The following is a 17,046-nucleotide window of genomic DNA, read 5'->3' as shown; positions in this document are numbered from 1 at the left end:
CAACCTGTTTCATGCCCACTATATGGACATTTAGATGACATTCCCTTCCCCCGAAGTCCCTCCCCCCGCACCGGAGCCCGGACACACACGGCAAAAAGACCACGCCGAGGATCCTCGCGCCATCCAGCTTGCCCGCATCTATACCCTGCTGCGGCTTACCCTGATCATTACCATCGTGGTCATGTTGATCTGGGTGGTGGGTGACGTGCTGATGGTCATTTTTGCCGCAACCCTTGTGGCGGTTATCCTGCATAACCTTGCTGGTATTGTAGAACACCGCACGCGCATGCCCTACTGGCTGGCACTGAGCACCGTGGTGGTGGTGCTGATCGCGGCCCTGACCGGCCTGATCTGGAGCAGCGGCCCCGAAATATCGGAACAGGCGGTCAAGCTGCGCACCGCCCTGAGCGAACAGGCCCACAGCCTGCGCGACAGCATGGGCCATTCCACCACCGGCCGCATGATCCTGGACAACCTGCCCACAACGCTGGGTGGTAACGAAGCCGCATCGGGCACAAGCGGGTTCGGTTCGCTGGCGGGATCCATGACCGGCTTTGTCTCTTCCGCCTTCGGTGCTGCGGGCACGCTAGCGGTCATCCTGATCGCAGGGCTGTATTTCGCCATTTCGCCCGAGCTTTACGTCAACGGCATGCTGCGCATGATCCCACATCCCTACCGCATGACAGCGCGCGAACTGCTGCTTACAGCAGGGCGCACCCTGTGGGCCTGGACGGCGGGACAGGCGCTGGACATGACGGTGGTGGGCCTGCTGTCCTTTATCGGACTGTGGTGCATTGGCGTGCCGCTGGCGCTGGCGTTGGGGGTGGTGGCCGGACTTGCCAACTTTATCCCCTATATCGGTGCCTTCGTGGGCGCCGTGCCCGCTGTGCTGATCGCATTGTCGCAGGGCACGCGGGAGGGATTCATGGTAATGGGGCTTTACGCCGCCATCCAGTTCTTTGAAGGCAATGTCATGGCGCCCCTGATCCAGCGCCACGCCGTGCAGATGCCGCCGGGACTGACCATCCTGTCACAGACGATCTTCGGCACCATCCTTGGCATTCCGGGACTGATCCTGGCCTCGCCGCTGACCGCAGCCCTGCTGGCCATGGCAGACCGCGCGACCCCTGAACTGAACGAAGATGAGCGGGTGTAAGAAAACTGATAGGGAATGAAAGCTTTTGGGCGCCGCCTTATTTTCAAAAAGGCGGCGTTCTTTAAAGCTTTTTGAAAAAAGCTTCACCAAAAATTTCTTTACGTTCCCAAGGCTTTTCTCTCAGCCCAGTAGCGTATTCACATCGATATGCTTCATGCCCGCACGGGTGGCGGCCATCATGCCTTCACGACTGTCCTCGAACACCAGGCAGGCATGGGGCTCAAGGGTCAGCCGACCCGCCGCCATCAGGAACATGTCGGGCGCGGGCTTGGGATTCTGCACATCATCTATGGTGATGATGGCATCAAACAACCGCTCCAGCCCAAGATGGCGCAGGCAGGCAGAAACGATCTGCCGCGACCCGTTGGACGCCACCGCCATGGGCAGGCGGCCATGGTACTGGCGGGCAATGTCCGCCACCACCGTGATCTCACGTAGTACATGCAACTGCTGGAGCATGCCGGTTCGTGCCTGGTTTATGATCCCTTCCCGATCTACGCCACGGCCCAGCTTTTCCTCTATGATGTCGAGCACCATATGCTCCGACATGCCGCCATGGCCATGGAACCATTCCAGCGGCACGTTCTGGCGCAGGCTGTCCTCAAGGGCTGTGATCCAGCCCTCGCGGTACATGGGCAGGCTGTCGACCAGCGTGCCGTCACAGTCAAAGATCAGCCCCGCCGTATTTTGTGGCACAAGGCTCATGGAAAAGCGGACCGGGGATAGTCATACTGGTTGACCAGGTCACGCAGCACGTTGAAGTCCTTGTCCTTGTAGTGGTGGAAACGGATGACGGCACCCGGCTTTTCCTCCACGAACACGGTGTTGTTCCAGTCGGCGGCACTGATACCGGTCCACAGCGTAATGCGATAGGGAGCCGACTGCGCCCCTGCGGGCTGCTGGCCTGTTGGGGGAGCCACCTGCATTTCCAGCACGGCATCCCCGCTGGAAGGCGGGGTCTGGCCCAGTGGACCCCAGCCCTTGGTGTGATCCTTCATCCAGTTATTGAGCGCCTGGACCTGGGCCTGCGTCAGCGCGCGCTCCGCGCGCATCGGACCGATGGAAATGGTGCCGCTTGCCATGGTGGGAAAGCTCATCGGGCGGAAATTGGGCATGGCCATGTACCACAGCCCCGCCGCCGTACCGATTGTAATGAACAGGAACCCGATCAGCAGTGCTGTCTCGCGTCTCATTGGTGTATGGTCTCCCTCAGGCTTTACGCACGGCCGCAATGACCCGACCCACGTCATTGTCCGACAGTTCCGGGTGCAGCGGCAGCGCCATGATGCGACGTGACAGGTCCTCAGCCACAGGCAGGGGTGCCCCGTCATGGCTGGCACGGTAGGCGGGCTGAAGATGGAGCGGACGCGGATAGTAGATGGCCGAAGCGATATCATGCCCCTTGAGCCGCTCCTGCAGCGCCGTGCGCGCGGCCTCACCCTCAGTCAGCACAGAATAGACGGACCACGACCCGTTGCTGTGCGGCACGCGGGCGGGCGGTATGACATGGCCCGCAAGGCCCCTGTCGTAGGCTGCGGCAATTTCGCGCCGACGCTCAAGTTCGATGTCGAACACACCAAGCTTGGCCAGCAGGATGGCGGCCTGGATCGTATCCAGCCGCGCATTCATCCCCGTACGCAGCACTTCGTAGCGGGTCTTGCCTTCGCCATGCGTGCGCAGCGAGCGATAGAGTTCGGCGCGCTCGGGATCATCAGTCAGGATACCGCCCGCATCGCCATAGGCGCCCAGCGGCTTGGAGGGAAAGAAAGATAGCGTGGTGGCCACAGCCTCACGCCCCAGCTTGCGCCCATCGAGCGTGGCACCAAAGGCCTGCGCGCAATCGGCCATGAGGAACAGCTTCTCCTCTGCGGCAATGGCGCGCAATTCCGCCCACGGCGCAGGCTGGCCGAACAGGTCCACCCCGATTACCGCGCGCGGGCGCAGCTTGCCCGCCTTGCGCACATCGGCAATGCGGGTACGCAGGCTGGCGGGGTCGATCTGGAAGGTCGCGGGGTCCACATCCACGAAAACCGGTGTCGCACCCAGCACCAGCGGCACCTCCGCCGTGGCAGTATAGGTGAAGGCGGGCAGGAACACGGCATCACCCGCACCAATTCCCTCAGCCATCAACACGATCTGTATGGCGTCCGTACCCGATGATACGCCCACACACTGCCCGGCACCACTATAAGTGGCCAGCCGCCCTTCAAGTTCGGCCACTTCCGGCCCCATGACAAAGCGGCAATGCTGCATGACCGCATCGACGCGCTGCCTGATTTCGTTGGCAATCAGGCTCTGCTGCTGGGGCAGGTCCAGAAAACCTATGGGTGTTTCCACCGGAGCATTCATGATGCATTCCTTTCCACATCGATCTGCCCCGCCGGGCCGGGCATGTCCATGCCATGCAGGTTATGGGCAAATTCGGGTACCAGCCTCCGGACCAGTTCCAGCGCACGCGCGCCATCACCATCCCGGCATGCCACTGTAAGTGCATCCATGATATTGGCGACCTGCGCAAGGTCCACCGTACGCGGCGTTGCCATCCGCAAGCCGGGACAGCCGGTGGGTTGCAGGATTTCCTTCTTGTAAAACAGCTCTTCCGTCAGCTTCTCGCCCGGCCGCAGGCCGGTAAAGCGAATGGCCACATCACGCCCCGGTCGCAGCCCCGCCAGCACGATCATCTGGCGTGCCAGGTCCACGATCCGCACCGGCATACCCATATCCAGTACGAATATACCCCCCTGGCGCAGCAGGGCGGCAAGACCTGTTCCCTGCGCCCCCACGGCACAGGCAGTGGCCTGTAGGACAAGGCCCACTGCCTCGGACACGGTCATGAAATACCGTTCCATGCGCGGGTCGGTCACTGTAAGGGGGCCACCACGCTCAAGCTGATGGCGAAACAGCGGAATGACCGAACCGGTCGAACCCATGACATTGCCAAACCGCACGCTTACGCAGCGCATGCCATCCCCGCCCGGCAGGTGACGGGCCTGCACGTCCAGAGCCTGACAGTACATTTCCGCCACCCGCTTGGACACGCCCATGACCGAAGCGGGATTGACCGCCTTGTCCGTCGAGACCAGCACCATGGCCCGTACCCCATGCCGGGCCGCAATATCAGCCACGATGCGGGTGCCGGTTACATTGGTCAGCAGGCCCTCGCACGGGTTTTCCTCGACCATTGGTACGTGTTTTAGGGCGGCTGCATGAAAGACCAGTTCCGGCCTGAAGCGGGCAAAAACCCGCTCCATACGCGCGGGATCACGTATATCGGCCAGCACCATGTGGCGCTTTATGTCCGGCGCCTGGTCCCCCAGGTCCCTGTCCACCTGCCATAGCGCGAACTCCCCCACATCCAGCAGCACCAGCATGGCCGGGTTGTAGCGGGCAATCTGGCGGGTCAGTTCGCTGCCAATCGTGCCGCCCGCCCCGGTAATCAGTATACGCCTGCCCCCCAGCAGGTCCGCCAGGCCCTGCGCATCGGGCTGAAGCGCCGGGCGGTTGAGCAGGTCCTCCAGTCTGACCGGATGCAGGGGGCCTGCATGTGTCGCCGCAATACACGACAGGTCGGGCATGCAGCGCACGCGCGCACCGGTATCATGCACCATGCGCAGCACGGCAGAGAGCCGTTCCCCCCGAAAGCTCCCATCCGTCACCACCACAACAACATCGCCCCCCCGCGCCACAGCGGGAACAATACGCGGCAGGTCCGCCACCAGTCCCAAAACCGGCACGCCGCGCACCCGTCGCCCCGGTCTGCGCTGCGGACTTTCCACCACCATGCCCACGACACGCTCCGCCATGGCGGGCATGAGCTTGAGGAAGCGCGTGGTATCCGCTCCACTTCCCAGCACGATCACGGGACAGGCTGCCCGACCCGGTCGGGAACCGGCCTGCCGCCAGTGCTGGTAGGCTGCCCGCATGGCCGCCATGCATACGAAGGCCATCATGCCATAACCCGCGCACCACGGCAGGACGGACCGCACCGGACCGCCCGCTACCACCAGTACCGCCATGGCCAGCACGGCGGCCAGCATGCACGCGCAGCCCAGCTGCCAGAAATCGGACCGCCCGGCAAAACGCCAGTGCTGCACGAAAATGCGCAGCGGCATCCCCCCCGCCGCAATGCACGCCATACCCAGCACCGCTACCCGCCATAGCGGCCACGCGGCGGGTATGTACCCGCACAGGCCAACCGCCCCCATGGCCGCCAGAGCCCCCATGATCACATCAAGGGTGCAGTTGAGCGCTATGGTCCGCATCAGGCGCAGACATGTGGCAAGAGAACGGCTGCCGGAGGATTGCGTCACCATTACTCTCTCCCTATAGCCGAGCAGGCACTGGGCAAGAAGGAAAGATCATGTACGGCACGGCGCTTTCATGACTCTTGTGCATTTCCCACAGGGTACGCTCCTGACTGCGGCCCTGCTGCTTGCCGCCGCCACTGGCTCGGCGCTGCTGTCGCGGCGGGTCATCGGGTTGCATGTCATGGATTATCCGGGCAGTCGCAGCGCACATGCAGCCCCCGTGCCCAAAGGTGGCGGGCTTGCGATCCTGATTGTGTTCGTAACGGGCGTGCCACTGCTGCAACGCGTGTTCCATCATCATCCCGATGCGGCGGACATCACGCTGCTGGCGGCAACCGTCTGGCTGGGCCTGTTCTGCTGGCGTGATGACATGCGCCCCATGCCGCCTTTGTGGAAGCTGGGGGCACAGGGGGCGGCTGCCGTACTGGTGGCGTGGGGGGGCATGGTGGCAGCCGGACATGGCGTGAACGCGCCGGGACTGGTCTGGCGCACGCTGTGGCTGGTCATGGTGTGCAATACGCTCAATTTCATGGACGGGCTGAACGGCCTGGCCAGCGGCTGCACGCTGATTGCCGCCCTTGCCACGGCGGGCATATGCCTTGCCGCGCAGGGCAGCGTGCAGGTATGGGGCACGGCACTGATGCTGGCGACAGCCATTGCCGGCTTCCTGCCCTTCAACTTTCCCCGTGCGCGGCTGTTCATGGGAGATGTGGGTAGCCAGTGCTGCGGGCTGGTACTGGGTGCGCTGGGGCTGTACATGGCGCAGTTGCCCCAACTGGCCCACGGGGGCTGGCTCATGCCGCTCATGCTGTGCGGCCTGCTGGCGGATGTTGTCCTGACCCTGCTGCGCCGAGCGTGGCTGCGCCGTTCCCTTATGCAGGCCCATCGTGAACATATCTACCAGATGGCGCATCGCGCGGGTATGCAGGACACCCATATCACATGGCATGCCTGGGCGGGCACGCTATGTGGCAGCCTTGCCGCGATGGCGGTGGGCCTGCATGGCGCAAGCCCGGTTGTGGCACTTGTTGTGCCGGGGAGCATGCAACTGGCCTGGATGGCAGGGGTCAGCCTGCTGGTACGACGTAAGAGCGGGCTGCGCTGGTAGCAAAAAAAGAGGGGAACAGCCTGCTGGCCATTCCCCCCATTCATGCAGCCGACAGTGGATTAGGTTTATTTGGTAAATGTGATCTTCATACCCTGCGCCGCAGCCGCCAGACGACCACCGGAACTGGATGTATCAAGCCGTATGCGCACGCCCGCAGGATTATTGAGCAGCACGGCACCAATACCGGTTCCCGCTGTCACGTCACCATTGACGGCGGCGTAACTACCCTCGAAATCCTTGACCTTATTCAGGTTATAGACCGTGCCATGCCCCTTGATGTTGGCATAGCCCACGGCGGCGAGCGACCCGCCTTCGATCTTAAAACGGTAGGTATGATGCTGGAACACCAGCTTGCCGGTACCCCAAGTGTGACCTACGCCGATATCAAGCGACTTGAACTTCATGCTCACCTCGCCTGATGGCGTGCCAAGCGAGGACTCCTCGGCCATGGCAGCACAGGGCAGCCCCACAAGCGGAGCCAGGGCGAGAGCGATAACAGACAGACGGCGTGACATAAGCATTGGGGGCAGACCTTTTTTCATCTTTAGGTATGGTTAAAGACCCACAGATAACTCAGCCAGCGCGGCGCCGTTCCTCGAGATTACGCACACGCTGAACCTTTGGGCGCACTGTGGCTTCCTTTTCCTGGATCGCGGCCGTCTTGTCGGTCATGATCGCGGACAGTTCAGACATATACGTCTTGCCCTTGGACGTGTTGTTGATCAGCACGGAGCGACGGTCCTGCAGATCCTGCGCGCGCTTGACAAGCTTGAGATCTTCCAGACGGTCCAGCGCGCGGGTGATGGCGGGCTTGGAGACGTTCAGCTTCTCGGCAAGACCGCGCACGGTCTGGTCACCGTTGCTCAGGCCACAGGTCAGGAACACCGCGAGTTGGCGAGCCGACAGGTCGGGGCTGTCACGCCGGACCATCTCGACAATGGTGTCGCGAAGGATCTGGATCGTCTCGCTGTTGCCAGCCTGTTTACTGGCGGCGTGCTTGTTACTTGCCTGTGAGGCCCTGGTCATCGATTGCAATCCTCTGTCGAATGTCCGGCCTGCCCCTGCGCGCATGTGGGAATCGGGCAGGCCAAGAATGGTGTCGTTTGCTACTGCCTATATAATTGGCATTTACGGCATATATAAGTCGCAACAAACAAATTAGTTCGCATCCGGCATTGTTTCTTTAGTGGTGCATTACGTCCTGAATATTAAATATTTTTAATGTTGCTTCGTAAGCTGCTCTTAAACCAAGGCTTTCTCCGCCTTCCGGTCGGCCGGGCCGTGCAGAATCATTCCATCCATAGGTATCGATATGAACCCAGCGCACATCAGTTTTGACAAAATTCTGCAGAAAAAGAGCCGCCGTAATCGCTCCGGCCATTGGTTTAGATGAAATATTGTTCAGATCTGCCACCGGACTGCGCAGCCATTTACGGTAACCAGGCCACAGGGGCAGTTGCCACAGCGGGTCTCCACAGGACAGGCCAGCCGCAACAAAAGCAGCACCCGTTTCCGCATTGTTGCTGAACAGCGCAGGCACATCCGGGCCAAGTGCTACACGCGCCGCCCCGGTCAGGGTAGCCGCATCGACCAGCAGGTCGGGCTGGCGGGCACAAGCTGCATGCAGCAGGTCGCACAGCACGAGTCTGCCTTCCGCATCAGTATTGCCGATCTCCACCGTCAGCCCCGCGCGGGTCCGCACCACGTCCGACGGGCGCATGGCATGACCAGACACACTGTTCTCCACACAGCCCAGACGCAGTTCCAGCCGGACCGGCAGGTCACGCAGCATGATCAACCGCGCAAGGGCAAGCATGATGGCAGCCCCTCCCATATCCTTCTTCATTCGCAGCATGGAAGAAGGCGGCTTGAGGTCATAACCACCCGTATCAAAGCACACGCCCTTACCCACCAGCGAGATCAGGGGGGCTGCATCCGTGGCGGTGCTACCCTGCCAGCTTGCCTCCACCACGCAGGGTGCGCGCTCCGAACCCATGCCAACATGCAGCACGGTCGGGAAATCATGCGCCAGACGGTCTCCACGCAGGATTGAGACCTCCGCTCCCGCTGGCAGCAGGGCGGCCTGTGCGGCCGCAGCCAGTTCATCCGGCCCCATCAGGTTGGGGGGCGTGTTGATCAGCGAGCGGGCCATGTTCATGCACGCCGCCATCTGGCTGGCAACCACTCCCTCAGGCCCTACGACCAGCCGTGCACCGGGTGCGGCGGGAGTTGCCTCACGCCCAAAGGCCGGCATGCGATAGGCGCCAAGGCAGAAACCCAGCGCGATATCCGCCGCCGCCACATCCTCCGGGGCGCTGACCCGCCACAGCCCGGCGGGAAGCGAGTCGGGCAGCGCACCGAAAACAAACGGGTCACACCCTTCCGCTTCCTCCGCAATGCCCAGCAGGGCGGTGGCAATGCTACCATCGGCTCCCGGCAGCAACTGGACCTGGCCATGGCGGGCAGCAAACCCTGCCTGCCCTGCAAAGCGGGCTGCGGCTTCCCCTACCAGTTCGCCCAGGCCATCACGCATGCCGGGGCGGATGGCATGGATCACACCCACGGGCGCATCGCCCACACCATCAGCCGCAACCAGACTGTCATGTGTCTGCAACATGTTCATTGAACGTCCCTTCATGCATGGCTTCGTATCCGGCAGGGTGCGTCCAGCCCCGCGCCAACGCAACACCCCGATGGGCGCGCATGTGGTTTTGCTTGCATTTGCGGCCACTTGGCCGGAGCATGGCGGTATGACGGGTGTACCCAAGGGCACTGGTGGCCCCTATCGCGCAGTGGCCGGGCAGGGTTCCGGCCCCCATTCCGACAGGATGGTGCGGGCCGTGCTCGGCCCGACCAATACCGGCAAAACCCATCTGGCCATAGAACGGCTGCTATCACATGGCTCCGGCATTATCGGTTTCCCACTGCGGCTGCTCGCGCGGGAGAATTATGACCGCATGGTAGCCCGCAAGGGCGCACAGGCCGTAGCCCTGATAACGGGCGAGGAAAAGATCGTGCCGCCCAATGCGCGATGGTTTTCGTGCACGGTGGAGGCCATGCCGCTGGACAGACGGGTGGAATTCGTGGCGGTGGATGAGATCCAGCTCTGCGCCGACCCGGATCGGGGGCATATCTTTACCGATCGCCTGCTCCATGCCCGTGGCACGGCAGAGACCATGTTCCTGGGGGCTGACACCATCCGTAACCTGATCCGCAGGCTGGTGCCGGGCATCGAGATCGAACACCGTCCCCGCCTGTCGCAACTGACCCATGCGGGGGGCTGCAAGCTGACACGCCTGCCGCCGCGTTCGGCCATTGTCGCCTTTTCCGCCAGTGAGGTTTACGCCATTGCCGAACTGCTGCGCCGCAGGCGTGGCGGGTGCGCCATTGTGATGGGTCAGCTTTCCCCGCGCACACGCAACGCACAGGTTGCCCTGTATCAGGAAAAGGAAGTCGATTACCTGGTCGCAACCGACGCAATCGGCATGGGGCTGAACATGGATGTAAACCATGTAGCCTTCGCCAGCCTGTCCAAATTCGATGGTGCGCGGGTGCGCCCGCTCAACGCGGGGGAAATCGCGCAGGTGGCAGGCCGGGCCGGGCGCGGTCTGCGCGACGGCACATTTGGCACCACCGGCACCTGCCCGCCGCTTCATGAAGAACTGGCCGAAGCAGTAGAGGAACACCGCTTCGACCCGCTGACCCGCCTGGCATGGCGCAACAGCACGCTTGATTTCTCATCCGCGCCCGCACTGCTGGCAAGCCTCAACCGTGCTTCCCCCCGACCGGAACTGGTGGCGGGGCATGAGGCAAGCGACGTGCTGGCCCTGTCGGTACTGGCGGCCAATGCCGAGATCCGCCCGCTGGTCCACTCCCGCGCCGCGACACGGCTGTTATGGGAAAGCTGCCAGATACCCGATTTCCGCAAGCTGGGCGATGACAGCCATATCCGCCTGTGTGGCCGTATCTTTACCCACCTCATTACCGATGGCCGCATTCCGGCTGCGTGGATGGAAAACCAGATTACCCATTTCTTCCAGACGGAAGGCACCATAGACAGCCTGATGCAGCGGCTGGCAGGCATACGGGTATGCAGCTACATCGCCGCGCGCAACGGCTGGATTACCAATGCCGCGCACTGGCAGGCCCGCACGCGGGAGGCGGAGGACCGGCTTTCCGACGTGCTGCACGAACAGCTGACCGCCCGTTTTGTCGATCGCCGCGCCACCACGCTGATCCGCAGGCTGGATGAGGGCGGGCATGACAGCCTGCTCTCTGCCGTAACCGCACAGGGCAACGTGGTGGTGGAGGGGCACGAAGTCGGCCGCATTGCCGGGCTGGACCTGATTGCGGGTGAGCACACGGACGCGGAGGATGGCCGCCTGCTCATGCGCGCGGCCCGCCGGGCGGTGCGCAGCGAAATCCCGCGCCGTGTCGCCCTGCTGGTGGGAGATGATGACCAGCAGTTCGCATTTTCTGCCGATGGCATGCATATCATATGGCAGGATATGCCGATTGCCCGCATGTTACCGGGGAGCACCATTCTTTCTCCTCGCCCGCAGGTTCTCGACAACCCGCTGCTGGACAACGCCCAGCGCGAGCGCATCCGGGGCCGGCTCCAGTCATGGGTAGGACAGGTGGTGCGCGAACATCTGGCCCCGCTCTTTGCCGTACAGGCCGCCGTGGCGAGTACGCCCGAACTGCGCGGGATCGTCCATCGCCTGCTGGAAGGAGCGGGTATTGCCCCCCTACCCCATGGCGAGCGACCCCGCCCCGATATGCTTCACCGCCTGCGCCGCCTGGGGATCCGGGTCGGGCGCTACAGCCTGTTCATGCCCGCGATCCTGAAGGAACGCCCGCTGCAACTGCGTGGATGGCTGGTCGCGATCAGCCTGAACTTGCCTTGTCCACCCCTGCCCGCCATGAGCCGCATCACTCTTGCCCCCGATGCCCTGCCACCCGCCTTTATGGACCAGATGGGCTGGCTGGAGGCTGGGCCGGTGCGTATCCGGCTGGATATCGCGGAAAAAATCGTTCTTGAACTGGCCCGCATGAGCCGCCGCGCGCCCGTGCCTCTGCCGCCATTGCTGGCCTCCCGGCTTGGGGTGCGACGCGAGATGCTGCCCGCGCTGCTGAAAGGACTGGACATGCGGGTCTATCATCCCCGCCCCATGGCGACCGACAGCTATGGGCCACCGGCACCGCTCATGATCCGCTTCCAGCCAAAAGGCGAGGACGGCAGAAGGCAAAAAATGCCCCGCAACCAGCCGCGCCAGAAGAAAAAGCGCGTAGCGCCCACACCCGGCCCCCGTCGCCCCGACAGCCCCTTTGCCGCCCTCACCATCCTTCTCAACCGCAGTTGAACTCCATGAAACAGCCCGCTCCCGCCCCCGTTGCTGCCCAGAGACTGGATTTATGGCTGCTCCACGCCCGTTTTGGCCGCAGCCGCACAGCCTGCGCGCAGTTGGCAACAGCGGGACAGGTGCGCATAAACCGCCAGCGTGTGACCAAGGCCCACGCTCAGGTACATATCAACGATATCCTGACCCTGCCCTCTCCAGACAAAAAAACGGTGATCGTGATCCGTGTTCGGGCCTGTGCGGAACGTCGGCAATCGGCGCCACTTGCACAACTTCTGTATGAAATTGTTCCAGAAACTACCTGAATATTGTGGCACTGCCGCCAATGCTGGCACTGATTGTGCATAACCTGCCGTCTTGGGCTTGCCACGGCCCGAAAACACTCTCATATCTTCCGCCATTCCCGATGAGGTCATGCCCCATGTGGCGCCTCATCTCTTTCAATGGCCGGGCCTATTGCCGCAGGCCGAACAAATAATGATCGGAGATAGGCGATGACCTATGTGGTCACCGAAAACTGCATTCGCTGCAAATTCACGGATTGTGTCGAAGTCTGTCCGGTTGACTGCTTCTACGCGGGTGAGAATTTTCTCGTAATCAATCCGGATGAATGCATCGACTGCGGTGTGTGCGAACCGGAATGCCCGGCTGAGGCCATCTTCCCCGATAGCGACGACCGCGCCACCCCTTGGGCCGAGCTGAACGCCAAATATGCCGCCGTATGGCCCAATATCACGCGCAAGCTCGATGCCCCGGCCGATGCCGAGGAGTGGAAAGACAAGCCCAACAAGAAGGACCTGCTCTCCCCCGAACCCCAGAAGGACTGATCCCGGCCTTCTGCTGCGAAAGCAGGCTTCCTTATAAAAAAGACCGGCACGGTTTCCCGTGCCGGTCTTTTTTTATGATGTCCGGCCCGGGAGCAGTCACCTGCCCCCGAACCCCGACACGATACCGCTTAGCGCGACATCATGTTGATGGACGTGTCATGCATGATGAACATCGTGCCGGCCACAAGGACCAGAACCGACAGCACCGTGAAGACAAATGCCATGACATTCCAGCGCTGCTCGGACGAACCGTTCATGTGCAGGAAGTAGATCAGGTGAACAACGATCTGGACAACCGCCAGCAGAGCAATCGCCCCACCCGTGGCGGAGGGGGACATCGCATGCGACATCACCAGACCAAATGCTGCAACCGTAAGGATAACAGCAAGTACGAACCCGGTAAGGTAAGACCCTACGCTCCCGTGGCTCTCTCCCGAGGAAGAAATATGGTCTCCCATCAGATCACACTCATCAGATAGACAAAGGTGAAGACACAGATCCAGACGATGTCCAGAAAGTGCCAGAACAGGCTGAGGCAAGTCAGCTTGCCGATCATGCGCTCGTTCAGCTCAGTCTTGCCAGCCGTCTGGAACAGCAGAACCGCCATCCACAGCAGGCCGCAGGTGACATGCAGACCATGCGTGCCAACCAGCGTGAAGAAGGACGACAGGAACGCGCTGCGATCCGGGCCGTTGCCTTCGGCAATCATGTGCGAGAACTCGCGGATTTCCATGAACAGGAAGCCCAGGCCCAGCAGGAAGGTCACCCCAAGCCAGGTCCGCATGGTGCTGACCTTGTTCTCGTGGGCGGCGATCATGCCGAAACCGTAGGTGATGGAGCTGAACAGCAGGATAGCCGTTTCAATGCCAACACCCGACAGTTCGAACACTTCGTGGCCGGTCGGACCGCCGGCAAACTGGTCACGCAGCACCGCGAACACTGCAAACAGTGTACCGAAGATGATGCAGTCCGTCATCAGATACAGCCAGAACCCGAACACCACAGGAGATTCGTGGTGTTCATCATGGGCATGGCCTGCATCAGCAGTCATGTTTTGCGCCATTATTCCGCTGCCTGTGCTGCCATAAGTTTATGGGTGTGCTCCTGCTCAATGCGAACCACCTCGGACACCGGCACATAGTAATCGACGTCGTTGTCGGACGAACGGGCAATCACCGTAGCGATGACACCAATCAGACCAACAGCAGCCAGCCACCAGATGTACCAGATCGCACCGAAGCCAAGCACGAAGCTGAAGGCACCGATCAGGAAACCGCATGCTGTATTCTTGGGCATGTGGATCGGCTGGTAGTTACCACCGGCCTGACGGGTGTCGATACCAGCTTCCTTGTCGTGAGCAAAAGCATCAAGCTCATGCACTTCCGGCAGGATCGCAAAGTTATAGAACGGCGGGGGCGAAGACGTGGACCATTCCAGCGTACGAGCGTTCCAGGGATCGCCCGTCAGGTCCATGTTTTCGGCCAGATTGCGGTCACGGATCGAGACATACAGCTGAGTCAGCTGGCACACGATACCGCCAGCAATCATGACAGCGCCGACTTCAGCCAGCAGCAGCCACGGGTGCCATTCGGGGTTGTCGTAATGGTTCATACGACGGGTCATGCCCTCGAAACCAAGGACATACAGCGGAACGAAGGCGAAGTAGAAGCCAACGAACCACAGCCAGAACGCGCGCTTGCCCCAGGCTTCGTTCAGCTTGAAGCCGAAAGCCTTCGGGAACCAGAAGTTCATGGCCGCAACGTAACCGAAGTACACGCCACCAATGATCACGTTATGGAAGTGAGCAATCACGAACAGCGAGTTGTGAAGGACGAAGTCAGAGGCCGGGATGGCCAGCATGACGCCCGTCATACCACCGATCGAGAAGGTGATCATGAAGCCGATCACCCAGTACATGGTCGCATGGAATTCAATGCGGCCCTTGTACATCGTGAACAGCCAGTTGAAGATCTTCACCCCGGTCGGAACCGCGATGATCATCGTCATGATACCGAAGAACGCATTAACGTTCGGACCGGCACCCATAGTGAAGAAGTGGTGAACCCACACCACCAGCGACAGGACCATGATGGAAGCGGTCGCATAGACCATGGTCTTGTAGCCGAACAGCGGCTTGCGGGAGAAGGTCTGCGTGATTTCGGAGAAAGCACCGAAGGCAGGCAGAACCAGGATGTACACTTCCGGATGGCCCCAGCCCCAGATCACGCTCAGATAGAGCATCTGGTTGCCGCCGCCGTCATTGGTAAAGAAGTGCATGCCCAGGTAACGGTCCAGACCAAGCAGGCCCATGGCCACGGTCAGGATCGGGAAGGCAACCATGATCAGCACGGTCGTGCAGAAGATGGTCCAGGTGAACACCGGCATGCGCATATAGGTCATACCCGGCGCACGCATCTTAACGATGGTGGCGAAGAAGTTCACACCTGTCAGCAGCGTGCCGACACCGGACAGCTGAACCGCCCAGATGTAGTAGTCAACACCAACACCAGGGCTGAACTGCTGCTCGGACAGGGGCGGGTAAGCCAGCCAGCCGCACTGCGAGAACTCACCGATGAACAGCGAGACGTTGACCAGCAGGAAGCTGATGGTCGTCATCCAGAAGCTCAGCGTGTTCACGAAGGGGAAGGCCACGTCGCGTGCACCGATCTGCAGCGGCACCACAATGTTCATCAGACCCTGCATGAACGCCATGGCCATGAAGAAGATCATGATGGTGCCGTGGGCGGAGAAGATCTGGTCATAGTGGTGCGGCGGCAGGTAGCCGGGGTTACCGGCATAGGCCAGCGCAAGCTGGGAGCGCATCATGATCGCGTCCGCAAAACCACGGAACAGCGCCACGAGGGCCACAACGATATACATGACACCAATGCGCTTGTGGTCAACCGAAGTCAGCCATTCACGCCAAAGGTAGCCCCATTTACCGTAATAGGTGATGAGACCGACAACGGCGAGACCAGCAATGGCCGCACCGATGAACGTCCCAACAAGAATCGGCACATCATAAGGAATGGCCGACAAAGTCAATTTGCCAAACATATGTCCTATTCCTTCATGTTCATGTCGGACATCGCGGACTGCTGCACATGCAGCATTTTGCCGGTGCTCTTATCCATGACCATACCGTTATTGTACTTGGCAACGATATCATCAAAGAGACCAGCATCGACATGCGAGAAGTATTCAACCGGATTGGCCTCGCTCGGCGCGGCCAGCTTCGGATAGCTTGCGCTGTCCAGCTGTTCGGAAGAAGCCTTAACCTTCTCTACCCACGCGCTGTACTGGTCCGCAGGCATTGCCAGCGCACGGAAACGCATGTCGGAGAAACCACGGCCACTGAAGTTGGAGGATTCACCCTGGAAATCACCAGCTTCATTCGCGATCAGGTGCAGCTGTGTCTGCATCCCGGCCATGGCGTAGATCATCGTACCGAGCTGCGGGATGAAGAAGGAGTTCATCACGGAGTCAGAAGTGATCCGGAAATCAACCGGCGTATTCACCGGCATGGCCATCTGGTTGACGGTGGCGATCCCCTCATCCGGGTAGATGAAGAGCCACTTCCAGTCCAGTGCCACAACATCGACATGAATGGGCTTGACGTTGGCATCAGCCTCGATGGGCTTGTACGGGTCAAGCGAATGACATGTCTGATAGGTCAGCACAGCCAGGAACAGGATGATCAGGCTGGGAACAGCCCAGATAATCACCTCAATCTTATTGGAATGCGACCATTTCGGCAGGTATTCCGCCGAAGTGTTGGACTGACGGTACTGCCATGCGAACAGCAGTGTCAGGATACATACCGGTATGACAACCAGCAGCATCGCGTAGGTCGAGGTCAGGATCAGGCTTTTTTCCTGAGCACCGATCATGCCTTTGGGGTCGAGTGTATCCCATGTGCAGCCTGCTAACAGCGCTGCTGAAGATAGACTCATCAGCTTCGTTAATCTTGGCAAGATTTTTTTCTTCATCTCACGCCTCGTTGGTTTCGACATCACCCTGTTTTGCTCACATCCTCGCTTCATCCACGGGCTTAGACAACAACGGCCACGTTATACGCTTGGCAGGGAAAATGCATCCGGCTTTCCCCCCGGCATCCAGCGACATCGCGCCTAAGTCGACTCCCGAAATCGAAAAACATTCTCTTTCGGTTTGCATCCGTCATGAGTTAGTTGCCGACCGGCTGACCATGATCTTGATCAATACGGCCCGCCAGACCTTACGTAATCATTACTGTCAGGGCAGATCGGACCATAAATCGCGATGCCGT

General features: G+C 60.8%; 16 protein-coding genes. 5 read left to right on the top strand and 11 right to left on the bottom strand.

What is annotated here, in order from left to right; all coding sequences use genetic code 11:
• The first annotated feature begins 34 nt into the window (after nucleotides 1-34).
• Nucleotides 35-1,156: an AI-2E family transporter gene (locus GLX_RS13825; RefSeq protein WP_014106583.1), complete on the top strand. Its 1,122-nt coding sequence runs from the start codon at nucleotides 35-37 to the stop codon at nucleotides 1,154-1,156.
• A gap of 120 nt (nucleotides 1,157-1,276) precedes the next feature.
• On the opposite strand, the gene GLX_RS13820 is transcribed toward GLX_RS13825, so the two are convergent.
• The 4 genes from GLX_RS13820 to GLX_RS13805 are packed head-to-tail and all read right to left on the bottom strand — an operon-like array spanning nucleotide 1,277 to nucleotide 5,469.
• Nucleotides 1,277-1,861: an HAD family hydrolase gene (locus GLX_RS13820; protein WP_014106582.1), complete on the bottom strand. Its 585-nt coding sequence runs from the start codon at nucleotides 1,859-1,861 to the stop codon at nucleotides 1,277-1,279.
• Nucleotides 1,858-2,349, bottom strand: coding sequence for a hypothetical protein (locus tag GLX_RS13815; RefSeq protein WP_014106581.1), 492 nt, complete (start codon nucleotides 2,347-2,349; stop codon nucleotides 1,858-1,860). Before GLX_RS13815 ends, GLX_RS13820 begins: the two co-directional genes overlap by 4 nt.
• Nucleotides 2,350-2,365: 16 nt before the next feature.
• Nucleotides 2,366-3,505, bottom strand: coding sequence for a DegT/DnrJ/EryC1/StrS family aminotransferase (locus GLX_RS13810; RefSeq protein WP_014106580.1), 1,140 nt, complete (start codon nucleotides 3,503-3,505; stop codon nucleotides 2,366-2,368).
• Nucleotides 3,502-5,469 carry a polysaccharide biosynthesis protein gene (locus GLX_RS13805; RefSeq protein WP_014106579.1) on the bottom strand — a complete coding sequence of 656 codons (1,968 nt, stop codon included), beginning with the start codon at nucleotides 5,467-5,469 and terminating at the stop codon, nucleotides 3,502-3,504. The genes GLX_RS13810 and GLX_RS13805 overlap by 4 nt, the downstream gene beginning before the upstream one ends.
• Before the next feature lie 67 nt (nucleotides 5,470-5,536).
• Here GLX_RS13805 and GLX_RS13800 point away from each other — a divergent pair, with 67 nt between their 5' ends.
• Nucleotides 5,537-6,571 carry a glycosyltransferase family 4 protein gene (locus tag GLX_RS13800; RefSeq protein ID WP_014106578.1) on the top strand — a complete coding sequence of 345 codons (1,035 nt, stop codon included), beginning with the start codon at nucleotides 5,537-5,539 and terminating at the stop codon, nucleotides 6,569-6,571.
• Nucleotides 6,572-6,636: 65 nt separating this feature from the next.
• Here the strand turns inward: GLX_RS13800 and GLX_RS13795 are convergent, their stop codons facing one another.
• The 3 genes from GLX_RS13795 to GLX_RS13785 all read right to left on the bottom strand — a co-directional run bounded on the left by GLX_RS13795 (nucleotide 6,637) and on the right by GLX_RS13785 (nucleotide 9,194).
• Nucleotides 6,637-7,092: a hypothetical protein gene (locus tag GLX_RS13795; protein ID WP_041247450.1), complete on the bottom strand. Its 456-nt coding sequence runs from the start codon at nucleotides 7,090-7,092 to the stop codon at nucleotides 6,637-6,639.
• A 52-nt stretch (nucleotides 7,093-7,144) separates the two neighbouring features.
• Nucleotides 7,145-7,597: a MarR family transcriptional regulator gene (locus tag GLX_RS13790; protein ID WP_050856136.1), complete on the bottom strand. Its 453-nt coding sequence runs from the start codon at nucleotides 7,595-7,597 to the stop codon at nucleotides 7,145-7,147.
• A gap of 157 nt (nucleotides 7,598-7,754) precedes the next feature.
• Nucleotides 7,755-9,194 (bottom strand): leucyl aminopeptidase family protein, encoded by a 1,440-nt coding sequence (locus GLX_RS13785; RefSeq protein WP_041247449.1) that lies wholly within the window; start codon nucleotides 9,192-9,194, stop codon nucleotides 7,755-7,757.
• A gap of 127 nt (nucleotides 9,195-9,321) precedes the next feature.
• Between GLX_RS13785 and GLX_RS13780 the strand changes: the two genes are divergently transcribed.
• From GLX_RS13780 to fdxA, 3 genes are all read left to right on the top strand, one after another.
• The gene (locus GLX_RS13780) at nucleotides 9,322-11,934 is read left to right on the top strand and encodes a helicase-related protein (protein WP_014106574.1); all 2,613 of its coding nucleotides are present in this window, start codon (nucleotides 9,322-9,324) and stop codon (nucleotides 11,932-11,934) included.
• A gap of 5 nt (nucleotides 11,935-11,939) precedes the next feature.
• Nucleotides 11,940-12,236, top strand: coding sequence for an RNA-binding S4 domain-containing protein (locus GLX_RS17545; protein WP_014106573.1), 297 nt, complete (start codon nucleotides 11,940-11,942; stop codon nucleotides 12,234-12,236).
• A gap of 189 nt (nucleotides 12,237-12,425) precedes the next feature.
• On the top strand, nucleotides 12,426-12,758 hold the full coding sequence (fdxA, locus tag GLX_RS13775; RefSeq protein WP_014106572.1) for a ferredoxin FdxA: 333 nt from the start codon (nucleotides 12,426-12,428) through the stop codon (nucleotides 12,756-12,758).
• Between the two features lie 128 nt (nucleotides 12,759-12,886).
• On the opposite strand, the gene cyoD is transcribed toward fdxA, so the two are convergent.
• From cyoD to cyoA, 4 genes are read right to left on the bottom strand one after another with little or no spacing between them, the layout of a single operon-like run.
• Nucleotides 12,887-13,216: a cytochrome o ubiquinol oxidase subunit IV gene (cyoD, locus tag GLX_RS13770; RefSeq protein ID WP_014106571.1), complete on the bottom strand. Its 330-nt coding sequence runs from the start codon at nucleotides 13,214-13,216 to the stop codon at nucleotides 12,887-12,889.
• The gene (cyoC, locus tag GLX_RS13765) at nucleotides 13,216-13,821 is read right to left on the bottom strand and encodes a cytochrome o ubiquinol oxidase subunit III (RefSeq protein ID WP_014106570.1); all 606 of its coding nucleotides are present in this window, start codon (nucleotides 13,819-13,821) and stop codon (nucleotides 13,216-13,218) included. The genes cyoD and cyoC overlap by 1 nt, the downstream gene beginning before the upstream one ends.
• A complete protein-coding gene (cyoB, locus tag GLX_RS13760) occupies nucleotides 13,821-15,815 on the bottom strand; it encodes a cytochrome o ubiquinol oxidase subunit I (RefSeq protein WP_014106569.1) in 1,995 nt (664 codons plus the stop codon). Before cyoB ends, cyoC begins: the two co-directional genes overlap by 1 nt.
• 5 nt (nucleotides 15,816-15,820) lie before the next feature.
• The gene (gene cyoA / locus GLX_RS13755; RefSeq protein ID WP_167537202.1) at nucleotides 15,821-16,747 is read right to left on the bottom strand and encodes a ubiquinol oxidase subunit II; all 927 of its coding nucleotides are present in this window, start codon (nucleotides 16,745-16,747) and stop codon (nucleotides 15,821-15,823) included.
• Between the last annotated feature and the right edge of the window lie 299 nt (nucleotides 16,748-17,046).

Origin of the sequence: Komagataeibacter medellinensis NBRC 3288, assembly GCF_000182745.2 — a bacterium.
In the GTDB taxonomy this organism is placed as follows: domain Bacteria; phylum Pseudomonadota; class Alphaproteobacteria; order Acetobacterales; family Acetobacteraceae; genus Komagataeibacter; species Komagataeibacter medellinensis.
Note: the sequence above shows the minus strand (reverse complement) of the source record. Positions and strands in the feature narration are given on the sequence as shown.

Excerpts from the sequence above, each read along its gene's own strand:
- cyoC (WP_014106570.1), bottom strand. The coding sequence starts at position 13,821 with ATGGCGCAAAACATGACTGCTGATGCAGGCCATGCCCATGATGAACAC.
- cyoB (WP_014106569.1), bottom strand. The coding sequence starts at position 15,815 with ATGTTTGGCAAATTGACTTTGTCGGCCATTCCTTATGATGTGCCGATT.
- GLX_RS13785 (WP_041247449.1), bottom strand. The coding sequence starts at position 9,194 with ATGAACATGTTGCAGACACATGACAGTCTGGTTGCGGCTGATGGTGTG.
- GLX_RS13800 (WP_014106578.1), top strand. The coding sequence starts at position 5,537 with ATGACTCTTGTGCATTTCCCACAGGGTACGCTCCTGACTGCGGCCCTG.
- GLX_RS13790 (WP_050856136.1), bottom strand. The coding sequence starts at position 7,597 with ATGACCAGGGCCTCACAGGCAAGTAACAAGCACGCCGCCAGTAAACAG.
- GLX_RS13795 (WP_041247450.1), bottom strand. The coding sequence starts at position 7,092 with ATGCTTATGTCACGCCGTCTGTCTGTTATCGCTCTCGCCCTGGCTCCG.
- GLX_RS13825 (WP_014106583.1), top strand. The coding sequence starts at position 35 with ATGACATTCCCTTCCCCCGAAGTCCCTCCCCCCGCACCGGAGCCCGGA.
- cyoD (WP_014106571.1), bottom strand. The coding sequence starts at position 13,216 with ATGGGAGACCATATTTCTTCCTCGGGAGAGAGCCACGGGAGCGTAGGG.
- GLX_RS13815 (WP_014106581.1), bottom strand. The coding sequence starts at position 2,349 with ATGAGACGCGAGACAGCACTGCTGATCGGGTTCCTGTTCATTACAATC.
- GLX_RS13780 (WP_014106574.1), top strand. The coding sequence starts at position 9,322 with ATGACGGGTGTACCCAAGGGCACTGGTGGCCCCTATCGCGCAGTGGCC.
- cyoA (WP_167537202.1), bottom strand. The coding sequence starts at position 16,747 with ATGAAGAAAAAAATCTTGCCAAGATTAACGAAGCTGATGAGTCTATCT.
- GLX_RS13810 (WP_014106580.1), bottom strand. The coding sequence starts at position 3,505 with ATGAATGCTCCGGTGGAAACACCCATAGGTTTTCTGGACCTGCCCCAG.
- GLX_RS17545 (WP_014106573.1), top strand. The coding sequence starts at position 11,940 with ATGAAACAGCCCGCTCCCGCCCCCGTTGCTGCCCAGAGACTGGATTTA.
- GLX_RS13805 (WP_014106579.1), bottom strand. The coding sequence starts at position 5,469 with ATGGTGACGCAATCCTCCGGCAGCCGTTCTCTTGCCACATGTCTGCGC.
- fdxA (WP_014106572.1), top strand. The coding sequence starts at position 12,426 with ATGACCTATGTGGTCACCGAAAACTGCATTCGCTGCAAATTCACGGAT.
- GLX_RS13820 (WP_014106582.1), bottom strand. The coding sequence starts at position 1,861 with ATGAGCCTTGTGCCACAAAATACGGCGGGGCTGATCTTTGACTGTGAC.